At 39.5% G+C, this 12,826-nt stretch carries 13 protein-coding genes and 1 riboswitch; of the genes, 4 read left to right on the top strand and 9 right to left on the bottom strand.

Translation table 11 applies throughout. The features are described 5' to 3' along the window. Positions 1-147 precede the first annotated feature (147 nt). The gene (locus AC0KTX_RS08720) at positions 148-558 is read left to right on the top strand and encodes a hypothetical protein (protein ID WP_474251830.1); all 411 of its coding nucleotides are present in this window, start codon (positions 148-150) and stop codon (positions 556-558) included. Between the two features lie 224 nt (positions 559-782). Here the strand turns inward: AC0KTX_RS08720 and treR are convergent, their stop codons facing one another. Genes treR through treP form a run of 3 tightly spaced genes read right to left on the bottom strand, consistent with a single transcriptional unit; the run spans position 783 to position 4,625 of the window. Continuing rightward, on the bottom strand, positions 783-1,499 hold the full coding sequence (treR, locus tag AC0KTX_RS08715; protein ID WP_474251829.1) for a trehalose operon repressor: 717 nt from the start codon (positions 1,497-1,499) through the stop codon (positions 783-785). Positions 1,500-1,534: 35 nt separating this feature from the next. Further along, positions 1,535-3,208, bottom strand: coding sequence for an alpha,alpha-phosphotrehalase (treC, locus tag AC0KTX_RS08710; protein ID WP_474251828.1), 1,674 nt, complete (start codon positions 3,206-3,208; stop codon positions 1,535-1,537). 13 nt (positions 3,209-3,221) lie between these two features. Continuing rightward, the gene (treP, locus tag AC0KTX_RS08705) at positions 3,222-4,625 is read right to left on the bottom strand and encodes a PTS system trehalose-specific EIIBC component (protein ID WP_474251827.1); all 1,404 of its coding nucleotides are present in this window, start codon (positions 4,623-4,625) and stop codon (positions 3,222-3,224) included. A 232-nt stretch (positions 4,626-4,857) separates the two neighbouring features. Between treP and AC0KTX_RS08700 the strand changes: the two genes are divergently transcribed. Together AC0KTX_RS08700 and AC0KTX_RS08695 are read left to right on the top strand one after the other, a co-directional pair. Beyond that, entirely contained in the window at positions 4,858-6,363 is a 1,506-nt protein-coding gene (locus AC0KTX_RS08700; RefSeq protein ID WP_474251826.1) for a glycine betaine uptake BCCT transporter, read from the top strand. Between the two features lie 181 nt (positions 6,364-6,544). After that, positions 6,545-6,727: a hypothetical protein gene (locus AC0KTX_RS08695; protein ID WP_474251825.1), complete on the top strand. Its 183-nt coding sequence runs from the start codon at positions 6,545-6,547 to the stop codon at positions 6,725-6,727. 52 nt (positions 6,728-6,779) lie between these two features. On the opposite strand, the gene AC0KTX_RS08690 is transcribed toward AC0KTX_RS08695, so the two are convergent. The 4 genes from AC0KTX_RS08690 to AC0KTX_RS08675 all read right to left on the bottom strand — a co-directional run bounded on the left by AC0KTX_RS08690 (position 6,780) and on the right by AC0KTX_RS08675 (position 10,202). After that, positions 6,780-7,175, bottom strand: a complete 396-nt coding sequence (locus AC0KTX_RS08690; protein WP_474251824.1) for a DnaJ family domain-containing protein — start codon at positions 7,173-7,175, stop codon at positions 6,780-6,782. Between the two features lie 32 nt (positions 7,176-7,207). Beyond that, the gene (locus AC0KTX_RS08685) at positions 7,208-7,732 is read right to left on the bottom strand and encodes a DUF2179 domain-containing protein (protein ID WP_474251835.1); all 525 of its coding nucleotides are present in this window, start codon (positions 7,730-7,732) and stop codon (positions 7,208-7,210) included. A gap of 91 nt (positions 7,733-7,823) precedes the next feature. Continuing rightward, entirely contained in the window at positions 7,824-8,906 is a 1,083-nt protein-coding gene (locus tag AC0KTX_RS08680; RefSeq protein WP_474251823.1) for an AbrB family transcriptional regulator, read from the bottom strand. 84 nt (positions 8,907-8,990) lie between these two features. Then, positions 8,991-10,202 (bottom strand): DUF418 domain-containing protein, encoded by a 1,212-nt coding sequence (locus tag AC0KTX_RS08675; RefSeq protein ID WP_474251822.1) that lies wholly within the window; start codon positions 10,200-10,202, stop codon positions 8,991-8,993. A gap of 169 nt (positions 10,203-10,371) precedes the next feature. Then, positions 10,372-10,474, top strand: a riboswitch (TPP riboswitch). Positions 10,475-10,533: 59 nt separating this feature from the next. Between AC0KTX_RS08675 and thiT the strand changes: the two genes are divergently transcribed. Beyond that, entirely contained in the window at positions 10,534-11,097 is a 564-nt protein-coding gene (thiT, locus tag AC0KTX_RS08670) for an energy-coupled thiamine transporter ThiT (protein ID WP_474251821.1), read from the top strand. A gap of 270 nt (positions 11,098-11,367) precedes the next feature. Here the strand turns inward: thiT and menC are convergent, their stop codons facing one another. Both menC and AC0KTX_RS08660 read right to left on the bottom strand, forming a co-directional pair. Beyond that, positions 11,368-12,477 (bottom strand): o-succinylbenzoate synthase, encoded by a 1,110-nt coding sequence (gene menC / locus AC0KTX_RS08665; RefSeq protein ID WP_474251820.1) that lies wholly within the window; start codon positions 12,475-12,477, stop codon positions 11,368-11,370. A 99-nt stretch (positions 12,478-12,576) separates the two neighbouring features. Next, positions 12,577-12,825, bottom strand: a complete 249-nt coding sequence (locus tag AC0KTX_RS08660) for a hypothetical protein (protein WP_474251819.1) — start codon at positions 12,823-12,825, stop codon at positions 12,577-12,579. Position 12,826: the final 1 nt, after the last annotated feature.

Here is a 12,826-nt window from a genome sequence, read left to right as displayed (position 1 = left end):
AACCCCGGTACGCTCAACCCTTTGTGGGAGGGGCGCGCCCCTCCCACAAAGGCAACCACCCAAGATATGCGATTGTCTAGGAGCGTATCGGACTGGAAATTCGATAAAAAAACTTTTTGAAACTTAGTATACGAGGAGTGATAGAAAATGGCTAAGGATGAATTCTTGTTAAAAGAGATTTTAAAGGCGCTGGAGCTTTATTCGGAAAAAAACAATAAAAAGCTGGAACAATGGAAAACAAACTTGGAAAGCCGCATGGATCAAATGAAAGCCGATCTGGAGAGCCGCATGGACCAAATGAAAGCCGACTTGGAAGGCCGCATGGATCAAATGAAAGCCAACTTGGAAGGCCGCATGGATCAAATCAAGACTGAATTGGAAGACCGTATGAATGCCGGTTTTGCACGAGTGGAAGAACGTTTGGATCGAATGGAAATAAAGTTGGAAGCGATGCGGGTTGAATTAACCGAGACACAAGAAACCGTTGATTTTTTATCAAGCAAAAATCTTCAGCACGAGAAAAAACTTCGCAGCCTCTTCAAAGAACAGTCTTCATAGCCCTAACATCGCAACATCCTAAATTTTGAGAAAGAAAACATAGTCGTATTCAAAAAAAATTGTTCATAACGCAAGAACTTTTTGATCTTTTGTGGATAGGGCGCTTTTCTCAATCCAACACATACCTATCATTTCCCAATAAAAAAACAGACAATAGAAGGAATAGGAAATTTACAAAAACAGCTGAAAAAAAACTGTACGGTTGAGTGTCCGTACAGCCGGGTTTACAACCCTCTTCGGGCAAAGTCTACAAAACGGAATTTGTCCAGACGATGCCGCGATTCAGTGTATTGAAACAGTGTCGCATCCTCTAAATACACAAAATTTTTGACGACAACAATATGTGTAAAATCCTTCAAATCAAGATATTTCCTGTCTTCCGCCGTACATTCTTCGACCAAGATTTCTTTTTTGGCAAAACTTATTTTTAAATTTAATTCTCCTTCTAAATATTCATAGATCGATCGCTCACAAATTTCCTTCGTTAATAGAGGAACATATTTTTTGATGAAATAATCTTTATCCAAGATCACCCGCTCATTATTCAACTTGCGGGCGCGGACAACCTTCCAAATTTCCTCTTTTGCCGAAGTTTGCAGCTGTTTTTGCAAAAATAGATCCGGTTTAATCAAACCAAATTCATAAACAATTGTTTTGACATCGATTCCTAAACTGGCGGTTACCTCTTTAAAGCTGATAATGCCTGAAAAAGGAAGGCTCATTTTATTAATATCGAGAACAATTGAGCCTTTTCCTTTGATTTTTTGAATAAATCCGTTTTGCGATAATAAATTCAGCGCTTTTCGAATCGTTTCCCTGCTTGTTTGATACTTCTCCGCCATCTCATTTTCAGACGGAAGTATTTCTCCCGGTTTCAGCTCGCCGGCCTTAATTTTTTCAGCCCATTCTTGATAAATGGAAAAATATTTGTTTTCTCTCATAAAATCACCAAGATTATTTTAACATGAATAACCGGTCAGCGAGTGAAATGAAAGACAATCGATTCATATGGACGCAAAAGCATTTCGTGTACATCGCGAGGTGGATCAGGATAATTGGCCAGAAGAATTTCCCCTGTATATCCTTCTATATCCACCTCTTTCGGTAGCTGAAAGAATGTTTCTTTACCAAAAAAATTGTTAATCACAAGCAATTTTTCATCGTCCGTATTTCGCAAATAAGCAAAAATATCCGGATGATCCGGCAAAATCAGTTGAAAATCGCCTGTCGTCAAAATATCGTATTGTTTTCGCAGCTGGATCAGCTTTTGGTAATGATAAAAAATGGAATTTCTATCATTTAACGCTTTCTCAACATTAATTTCTTTGTAATTTGGCGCCGCATTGATCCACGGGGTTCCCTTTGTAAACCCGGCGTGGAGTGAGTCGTTCCACTGCATGGGAGTGCGTGAATTATCTCTTGATTTTCTTTTTAAAATTTCAATGATTTCCTTTTCTTGCATGCCTTTTTCTTTCATAATGCGATACATGTTTAACGATTCTACATCACGATACTCTTCAATCCTGTCAAACTTTGGATCCGTCATGCCGATTTCCTCCCCTTGATAAATATAGGGAGTTCCTTGCATGCAATGAATGGTTGTTGCCAGCATTTTGGCGGATTCTATCCGGTATTTTCCATCGTTGCCGTACCGCGATACTATTCTCGGCTGGTCGTGATTGCACCAGAAAAGAGCATTCCATCCGCCGCCTTTGTGCATGTTTACCTGCCATTCCGCTAAAATTTGTTTTAAAGCGAGAAAATCAAAATCGGCGGCAGCCCATTTTTCTCCATTCGGATAGTCTACCTTTAAATGATGGAATTGAAAGACCATATTTAATTCCTGGCGATTCGGGTTTGTATAGCGAATGCAATGGTCGATCGAGGTGGATGACATTTCGCCAACGGTCATGATGTCATATTGCGAAAAAACGTTTCGGTTCATTTCGTTCAAAAATTCATGAATTCTTGGACCGTCCGTATAATATTTCCGTCCATCGCCGCTTTCGTCATCTAAAAAGCGTTGATCTTTTGACAGCAGATTCACCACATCCAAACGAAATCCATCCACTCCTTTTTGCAGCCAAAAATGCATCATTTCATAAATTTTTTTCCGAAGCGTTTCATTTTCCCAATTTAGATCAGCCTGTGTGACATCAAATAAATGCAGATAATATTGGCCGCTTTTTTCATCATATTCCCAAGCGCTTCCCCCGAATTTGGAAGACCAGTTTGTCGGTACGGATCCGTCCTCTTTTCCATTTTTCCAAATATAAAAGTCGCGGTACTGGCTGCTTTTGGAGCTTCTTGCCTCTTGAAACCAAGGATGATCGGTTGAAGTATGGTTGACGACCATATCCATTATAATTTTTATATTTCGTTTATGAGCCTCATCGACGAGCCGATGGAAATCCTCCATTGTTCCGTATTTTTCATTAATACGGTAGTAATCGCTGATATCGTAGCCATTGTCACGCTCAGGCGATTGGTAAATCGGAGTCAGCCAAATGACATCGGCTCCCAGCTCTTTAATATAATCAAGCTTTTCGATGACACCTTTCAAATCCCCTATTCCGTCTCCTGTCGCATCATAAAAACTTTTTGGGTAAATTTGATAAACTACTGATGTCTTCCACCAAGGATGCCTCATTTTTACACCACCATTAACGTTTGAATTTAGCAGAAACAAAAGTCAGAATGAATGGAACGACTAAAACGATCGCCATTCCGATAAAAAATGCTCCCCAGTTTTGGTAGAAAATCGATAAAAATCCAGGCAACCCGCCGACACCAATTGAAGCTGCCCGCACGCCATTCATCGTAATAAACATTCCCGCTATGGCTGAGCCCGCTATTGCCGAGAAAAAGGCGTAGCGAAAGCGCAAATTCACTCCAAACATCGCCGGCTCCGTAATTCCTAGAAATGCCGATATCGCTGAAGTTAAGGACAAACCTTTCAATTTTTCATCTTTCAATACAAACATCATTGCCAAAGCAGCCGAACCTTGGGCAATGTTGGACAAAGCCAGCATCGGCCATAAAAATGTTCCGCCGGTTGAACCAATTAATTGCAAGTCGACCGCAAGAAACGTATGGTGCATGCCGGTGATGACAAGCGGAGCATATAACCCTCCATAAATCAAGCCGCCGAGAATCGGGATCGTTTCAAACAAATTCACGACTCCGGTTGTAAGGGCATTGCCAATTGCAAATGTCACTGGTCCAATGGCGATAAATGAAACAAATCCGGTAATTAATAACGCAACAGGGGCAACCACAAGCATTTGAAACGCATCAGGTATGCGCTGTTTTAAAAAAATTTCAATCTTAGCTAATACATAGGAAGCTACTAAAATCGGCAAAACTTGTCCTTGATAGCCAACTTTTTCAATTTCTAATCCGAACAGATTCCATGTCGGAATAGAACCTTTTTGAAGCGCCTCTCCATAGGCCCAAGCATTTAAAAGTTCCGGATGAACAAGCATTAAGCCAAGTACAATTCCCAACAGCGGACTGCCTCCAAACTTATTGACCGCAGACCAGCCGATTAAGCCGGGCAAAAATACAAAAGCCGTATTAGCAATTAAATTAATAATGCTGGCAAGATCCTTCCATTCTGTGTGGACATCAATAAAGGATTGATCTTTATAGAATATTCCCTGACCCGTTAAAATGTTGTTAATTCCCATCAACAAACCAGCCGTTACAATGGCCGGCAAAATGGGGATGAAAATATCAGCAAGCGTTTTGATCGCCTTTTGCAGCGGATTTAATTTTTTTGCCGCTTCATCTTTTACGTCCTGTTTTGAGGACTTTTCTAAGTTGGTTTGCTCTAGGAACTCATGATAAACTTTTTCAACTGTTCCTTGCCCGATCACAATTTGAAACTGACCGTTCGCCGAAAATGATCCTTTCACCACGTCTATGCTTTCCAACTGTTCCTTGTTGACTAAATTTTCATCTTTTAATATTAAACGCAAGCGTGTTACGCAATGTGTCGCTTTACTGATATTTTGTTTCCCGCCGATCGACTCAACAATTGCCTCTACCTGTTTTTTTAAATCCATATCCTAACCTCCCGTAATCGTTTTCAAAATCGGTATTACTACAAACATGTATATACATGTGCAGTTCCTATTTTATTCTTGTATATACAAGTTTGTCAATACAAATTCCTTTTGCAAGAAACTTGTCCATCATGGAAAAGATAAGGAAAATGACATGAAAATGTTTAAAGACGGGTAAAGAATAATTGTTTCTTAAATCCAGTTATTATTTTCACTAAGGAAGGAGAGAGTAATGAAACAACAAATTTCCAACGTTTTTTGGCTTGCTTTCATAATTGTCATAATCGCTGTTTCATTCGGTGTTTTCTCCCCCCAACGTCTAGAATCCCTTACAGGAAGCGTCCAGAGCTTTTTAACAACAAACTTCGGCTGGTATTATTTAATCATTGTTTCGCTCTTTGTTATTTTCTGCCTATTTCTCATTTTTAGTCCTGCTGGAGCTATTCGTCTCGGAAAACAGGATGAAAAACCTGAGTACAGCACAATCTCTTGGTTTGCAATGCTGTTTAGTGCAGGGATGGGGATTGGATTAGTCTTTTACGGAGCCGCTGAACCGCTGTCGCACTATGCGATCGATCCGCCGATTTCTGATCCTAAAACCAGCCAAGCGGCAAAATATGCGATGGTTTATACCTTTTTCCACTGGGGGATACATGCCTGGGGGATTTATGCGCTTGTGGCATTGTCTTTAGCCTATTTCCAATTTCGAAAAGGAAAGCCGGGATTAATAAGTTCAGCGCTATCGCCGCTTTTAGGTAAATATACGGATGGAAAATTGGGAACTTTAGTTGACGTTATCGCAGTATTTGCAACACTTGTTGGAGTAGCGACAACATTAGGATTCGGCGCTGTGCAAATAAATGGAGGAATTTCCTATTTATTTGATGTGCCGAATAACTTTTTTGTCCAATTGCTCATTATTTTCATCGTAACGTTTTTATTTATCATGAGCGCTTGGTCCGGATTAAGCAAAGGAATCAAATATTTAAGCAACATAAACATGGCGCTGGCCTGCGTGTTGTTGATTCTCATGTTATTCATTGGACCCACATTGCTTATTTTAAATATGTTTACAGACACAATCGGCTCTTATATTCAAAATCTCATTCGGTTAAGTTTCCGGATTGCGCCGCTTAATGAAGATCATCGCCAATGGATTCACAACTGGACGATTTTCTACTGGGCATGGTGGATGTCTTGGTCTCCGTTCGTCGGCATTTTTATTGCAAGAATTTCTCGCGGCAGAACCATTCGCGAATTTATGATCGGCGTGTTGCTTCTTCCTGCTTTCGTCAGCTTTTTATGGTTTTCTGTATTTGGAGTAACCGCCATTGATGTTCAGCATAGCGGTGTTGATTTAAGCAAATATGCAACGGAAGAAATATTGTTTGCTGTCTTTCATCAATTCCCTTTTTCAATCATTTTATCCATCATAGCTATTGCCCTTGTCGGCACGTTTTTTATTACTTCAGCCGATTCTGCAACATTCGTTTTGGGCATGCAAACGACATATGGCTCTTTAACACCTCCAAACAAAGTTAAATTGACTTGGGGGATTGCACAATCCGTGATTGCATCCATCCTGTTATATACAGGAGGTTTGCAAGGACTACAAAACGCTTTAATCGTTTCCGCCTTTCCCTTCTCCTTTATTATGATTCTCATGATGGCATCACTGTATAAATCGCTTCTGAAAGAAAAACGCGAGCTGGGACTATATCATCATCCGAAAAAATAAAGAAATAGCCCCCTTCCTAAGGCTTCCTTGCATTCTTCCAAGGAAGCCTTTTGATAAAATTTCGAAAATAAGGATCCTGCATTTTTAAACATTTTGTGAATTTTTTGTTTCATTTTTGTGACAAATCACGTATAATAATAAAAAAGAGACAGCGTTTTCAAAAAGGCAGGGGGGGGTAAAAATGGTCGCTTCCATTATGAAATATTTTTATTTAATTGTAGCTCTTTTCTGCATGTTTACTGGGATAATGGCCGGTTTTATGCAAGAGGTTCCGCTTTCCGTCATGATTGTATTTTTAGGGATTTTCAATCTTGTCTTATATGTTGTCTTTCATCGTGAGACATTAAAAAAACGCACAAGCTGAAAACAGAATGGTGATGACTACGGCATCATTCTGTTTTTTTTACATTTTTCGACTATCTGCCTGATTGGAAATCCGAAGAATGAAGCTTTTCATAAACTTTTTGTTTATAAAAAGCGGAGGCCGGGGAGTTAAACAAATTTCGCTTATTGGCCAAACGCTCCAATTTTAATTGTTTTTCAGTAAGTTTTCGATGCAATGCTTCCCTTTCTTTTTCATCATGGCAGTATTTTAATAAATCTTGAATGGTCATCAGTTCTTTTTTTAGTTCCGTCTCTTCATCCATCATACCAGCGTTTTTCAGCAGTCGGTATGCCATGCGCAGTTCTTCGGGAATATGAGAAAGATCATCAAGCTTCATCTCCTTCCCCATCCCCGGAAGATCTTTAAATTGTCCATCTTCGTATGCTTTTTTGATCCGATCCTCTGCAATCAGGAAAAACATGTCCATAACATCTTCTCCTTTCCGTGATTTTGACTATTTCACGCTTTTGACCGCCTTTTCATGGCTTTTGTCAAGTACCCGCCTTTAAAAGAACGTATTTCATATGAGCTTAAAAATGCTTTCGGTTCGGTATCGCTGACCAATTGTAAAAATTCTTCCTCGCGTGACCGCTTCGCAACCACATCCAACCGATACCTTTTCGAATTCATTCCCTCTCCTTCAAACACTGTGACGCCAAATCCGGCATCCCTCAGCTTCTTGACTAAATCTGAATGTTTATCCGTTAAATTAACGTGATACGTCACATATCCAAATGCTAGTTTTTTCTCAAGTTCTCCTCCAAGCAAAAGTCCTGCACCGAATCCGAAAATATAAGCCGCAATGTTGTATACGTTCGAAAGATCCTGAAATACAATCCCTAAAGCGACAATATATATTGCTGCTTCCAACAGCCCGATCCCAGCAGCAGCTTTTGTTTGATTTTTTACCAAGAAGATGGTCCGGATCGTCAGCACCGGCACATACAAAAGTTGCAGCAAAAAGATAAAAATCGCTTGCATCAGCATGTCGATTTTGACACTCCTTTATTGAATATCACGTTCCCTTAATGAAAAAAATGTCACATCATAACTTTTTTCTAAAAGAAAGGGGAACTTATTCGTTAAATCTTGATTTTTTTGCTTTAAAATCACGTTGGTTGCCCGTTTTTGTTATCATATACTTTAGCAAAGGAGCCACCAAAAATAAAATAAAAAAGATTCGAAATAAATGGAAACTCGTCACAATGGAAACATCTGCATGAACGCTTAATGCTGTAACCGCCATTTCCGTAATGCCGCCAGGAGCCACGCTTAAAAACATATCAAGAAAGGAATAATGAAATTCTCTCTCCAAAAGATAAGCTCCGGCCGTGCAAAATAAAATCAATCCTGCATTCAACAACAGAACAAGCCAAATAAGTTTTCCCAACTTTTTTTGTTCCGAAAAATCCGTCTTATATCCTAAATGCGCCCCCAGCAAAAGCTGCCCGCAGTCGATCCAAAATTTCGCTATATCCGGCGAACCAAGCTCAAGATGGTTCATAACAGCCGCTGCTAATATCGGCCCTAGCAAAAAAGGAATAGGGAGATGAAGCTTTTTTCCCAACCATATGAATAAAATCGTGAGCAGGCTTAAAAACACCCACTTGAGAAAACTGTAATCAATCCAAAAAAAGGATGAACTGCTAAGCATAGCTTTGCTTGGTGCATTATGAAAAAAATGCGTCGAAAACCAAGGTACAATAATGATCACCATGATGACTCGAATCGTTTGCATGAGCAATACGATGGTTTCGTCAACATTTTTCAGTTCTTCGCCTAGAACCAGCATTTGCGACATGCCTCCCGGAATACTTCCGAGCAAAGCAGTATTTTGATTAATATGCACCATTTTAGAAGTCAAAAGAGCCGCTGCGATCGAAAACATTAAAATGAGAATGGTTGCGGCAAGCATCAACGGCAAATGAGAGAACATGTTTGCCGTCGCTTCTTTAGTGAACGAATGGCCGAGCTGCAAACCTAAAACAACGAGTCCTAATTGCCTTAAAATGTAAGGCCAAGTTAAATCACGGAAAAATTTTTTGCCAACCATGACCGCAAACATCGGACCAAGCATCCAAGGCAAAAAAATCCCTATCCAGTCAAATAGAAATCCGCCAAAAAGGGCCAGCACCACTGTCAATAAAAATTTTTTCATATTCATCACCCCGAGACCCGATTCCTTCAAACATGACGGAAACAAAAAATGCTTTATTGAAGGTTAAAAAATAGATGCAAATATTTATTTTCGCAAGCGAAAGGGTTGAGCGCTTAAATAAGCAGCCGTTTTCCATATCCACTCCAGCGGACCTTGGCGAAAATGTTGAAACCAGACAATGCTAAAAATAATTTGGACAGCAAAAACGGCAATAGACAACAGCAAGCCTGCAAACGGCCCAACTTTGCCATATAAACCTAGCCCTATATTATAAAAAATGAATGTGCAAATCATTGATTGCAAGATGTAATTCGTTAGCGACATACGTCCAGCTGGCGCCAAAAAACAAATGATTTTTTTAAAAAATGGCCGAAAAGATAAAAAAATGAACGAAATCACATAAAAAAGCATCAGAAATGGCGCACCGACAATCAAGTAAACGTGATCGGCCGCAACAGAAAAGGCACTGATCGGAAGACCAGCCAATAGCCCAACAATCCAAACAAGTTTTAACAAACGCATATGTTTATTCGGGTCATGGAAAAGCCTTTGTTTTGCAAAAGCCATCCCGACTAAAAACATGCTTAAATATGGCAGCATGTTCAACAAGTAAATGTGCGGATGAAACGGCCATAAACCTGACATTGATAAGTAGAACAAGCGATCATGAATTCTCCTCTGGAAAATATCAGCAAAACCGCCTTTTTGATATGTTTGGAGTGATTGTTCAGCTTCCTTTTCCATTCGTTCGATGTATTCCTGATCTATGCCGCCATTCATCACATCATATTGTTCTGCGGCAGCAAGGATGCCAAGGTGAAGGGTATATAAAAGATAAAAAAAAGCCGCCCAAATCAGCAAAGTTTTGCCACTTGATTTTTGAAACAATAGCAAGATCAACCCCAATAGCGCATAATCCGTTAAAATATCGCCGTCCCAAATGAAAAATGAATGGATCAAACCAAATAAAAAAAGCACAAACAGCCTCCGAATATAGACCGGAACAAACATTTTTCCTTTCCGTAATGCCCGTTCTCTCATGACAACGGCGCCAAATCCGAATAAAAGGGAAAACATCGTAATAAACTTCGTTTGCACAAATAGATCTAATAAAAACCTTGTCATAAAGTCAGCGCCGTTCCACTTCTTTGTAAAAAAATTGCTTTCGCCAATTTCGTTTAAATATACATCCGGATAACTGAAATGCGCCATATTGACAAGGAGAATGCCAAAAAGAGCAAAACCGCGTATTGCATCGACAATTTCCAGCCGATCTTCCGTGTGGTTGGAAGACAAAAAATTACCCCTTTCTTTTTTTCTTTTTACTTATTTTAACATAAATAAAACGATTGCCGCTTTCTTCTTCCATTCCACTGATCACAAAACAATCTGTTTATACCATTTCAATGACAATGGTTTTATTATCAAGTATGATAGATATATAAAAAATACTTCTTTCTATCAACAAATCCGCAGGGGGAGCATTTGCTGAGAGTGAACGTCTTTTCGTTCTGACCCTTTGAACCTGTTGGTTAATGCCAGCGAAGGGAATGCGGAATGGTAAGATTCGCTTTTGATCTTCCCCCTCGGTATTGGTTGATGGATCATACTTAGGGGGGTTATATAATTGGAAAGAAAACGATTATTAACATTAGTGGAAGCGGCCATTTTTGCAGCACTTGCCGTCATTCTTGATTTTCTTCCGTCGATCCAGTTATCATCAGCCATATCCATTTCCATTGCAATGGTGCCTTTATTTATTTTGTCTTTCCGTTCTGGAGCAAAAGCAGGATTTATTTCCGGCTTTTTATGGGGAATTTTGCAAATTGTCTTAGGAGACGGAGAAATTTATACGCCTGTCCAAGGACTCATCGATTATTTTCTTGCTTTTACGTTTATAGGATTTTCCGGTTTTTTCAGCACAGCTATTCAAAACCGGCTGAAAGAAGGAAAGAAACAATCCGCTCTTGGTTTTATATTGATTGGAGTATTTGTCGGCAGCTTCGCCCGATATTTTTGGCATTTTATCAGCGGAGTCTTCTTTTTTGGACAATACGCGCCTGAAGGGATGTCTGCCTTTTTATACTCATTCATCGTAAATGGTGTCACAATGCTTGGCGCGTTTATTTTATGTGCGATCGTTGCAGGCGTTTTAATTCTCGCAGCGCCAAAATTAGTGTTAAATCGATAAAAGGGACTGTCTGAAAAGCCCATTTTAGTGTCACATATTTCCAAATAAAAGACCAAAGAATGTTGATTTAACAGCATTCTTTGGTCTTACTTTTTTCATGATTGGGCTAAAAAAACCATTTTTCGGACAACCCCTCTGAAAGTAGCCAGCATTCGCCAGCTACTTTCAAATAAAAATCGAAAAAATATAAAAGCAAGTGGAGAGAAACGCGTTGTTTTTCTCCACTTTCTTCTTTTTAGGGACTTATCGGACAGCCCCTACTTTTTTCCTTCATAAAGAATACTCCTTGAATTGCACTAAATATTTTTTTAATTTTTTTCTATCCACTTTAAAACCAATTCCTGGCGCTTCTGGTACGGAGACGGTGCCATCGGAAACCGTCACTTCCGGTTCAATAATATCTTCCTCCCAATACCTTGAGGAAGCTGATATATCCCCCGGAATTACAAATTGGTCAAGCGTTGCCAATGCGATATTATGCGCACGTCCGACACCTGAATCAAGCATACCGCCGCACCATAGAGGAACATTTGCCCTCTTACAATAGTCATGAATCTTTTTGGCCTCTGTCAGTCCGCCGACACGCGCAATTTTCAAATTGATGACTCGACAGCTTCCAAGTTCAACAGCTTTTTGCGCATCTTGCAAAGAGCAAATGCTTTCATCAAGGCAAATCGGTGTTGTCAATTCTTTTTGCAGTCGGCTATGATCAATAATATCATCATGGTCAAGCGGCTGTTCAATCATCATTAAGTAATACTCATCCAATTTTTTTAAATGATTGATATCTTTTAATGTGTAAGCGCTGTTGGCATCTGCCATTAAAGGCAGATCGGGAAAATGGCGGCGGATTTCTTTTATCACTTCAATATCCCATCCCGGTTTAATTTTTATTTTCACCCTTTTATATCCTTGATCCAAGCACCGTTCAATAAGAATTAATAAATCTGTTATAGTCTTTTGAATGCCAATGCTAATACCGACTTCAATCTCCTTTTTTATTCCGCCAAGAATATTTGCAAGCGGCAGCCCTTTTTGTTTTGCATATAGATCCCAAATCGCTCCTTCCACAGCCGCTTTTGCCATATAATTTCTTCTAATAAAGCGGAAGCGGCGGGACAATTCATCAGGATGGCCTAATGGTTCCTTTGACAAAACCGGAATGAGAAAATCCTCAATTACATGTTTGCTTGTTTTCACGGTTTCCTCCGTATACCATGGAACGGAAAAAGCCGCACCTTCGCCAAAACCGCTTACACCATTTTCATCTACTGCTTCCACAATGAGCAGCTGCCGATCTCGAATTTCGCCAAAACTTGTAGAAAAAGGAGTTTTTAAAGACAAATTTAAATGATACAAAACAATTTTTTGTATTTTCAAAATCCAAAAATCTCCTTCTGTTCAATTGTCGCTTCCCCGGTATTTCCCGGAAAATATTTTTCGATGATTTCTGAGACGGTTCTACACCAATCGCTGATTCTAAAAAAGAAAAGCAAGACATACAACAAGAATGATAATGAACAAAACCACATAAATCCATGTTAACGAGCGAACATTGCGAATCGAACTCGTTTCATATTCTCTTGATCTGGCCAATTCTGCTTCCGGACTATTTCCTTCTGCTTCATATGACTCAATTTTTTTCCCTACTTCTTTTCCAATAATAACTGTAAAGATAAAAGCCGCAATACAAATGATGATTCCCAATGTCAATAATATACCATACATC

Source organism: Aeribacillus sp. JST-2 (genome assembly GCF_056032925.1).
The sequence above is the reverse complement of the archived record's forward strand: the minus strand, read 5'-3'. Positions and strand labels throughout refer to the sequence as shown.

Bases quoted from the DNA above. Each gene is read 5' to 3' on its own strand.
- AC0KTX_RS08720 (WP_474251830.1), top strand. From the start codon at position 148: ATGGCTAAGGATGAATTCTTGTTAAAAGAGATTTTAAAGGCGCTGGAG.
- treR (WP_474251829.1), bottom strand. From the start codon at position 1,499: ATGAGAGAAAACAAATATTTTTCCATTTATCAAGAATGGGCTGAAAAA.
- treC (WP_474251828.1), bottom strand. From the start codon at position 3,208: ATGAGGCATCCTTGGTGGAAGACATCAGTAGTTTATCAAATTTACCCA.
- treP (WP_474251827.1), bottom strand. From the start codon at position 4,625: ATGGATTTAAAAAAACAGGTAGAGGCAATTGTTGAGTCGATCGGCGGG.
- AC0KTX_RS08700 (WP_474251826.1), top strand. From the start codon at position 4,858: ATGAAACAACAAATTTCCAACGTTTTTTGGCTTGCTTTCATAATTGTC.
- AC0KTX_RS08695 (WP_474251825.1), top strand. From the start codon at position 6,545: ATGGTCGCTTCCATTATGAAATATTTTTATTTAATTGTAGCTCTTTTC.
- AC0KTX_RS08690 (WP_474251824.1), bottom strand. From the start codon at position 7,175: ATGGACATGTTTTTCCTGATTGCAGAGGATCGGATCAAAAAAGCATAC.
- AC0KTX_RS08680 (WP_474251823.1), bottom strand. From the start codon at position 8,906: ATGAAAAAATTTTTATTGACAGTGGTGCTGGCCCTTTTTGGCGGATTT.
- AC0KTX_RS08660 (WP_474251819.1), bottom strand. From the start codon at position 12,825: ATGTATGGTATATTATTGACATTGGGAATCATCATTTGTATTGCGGCT.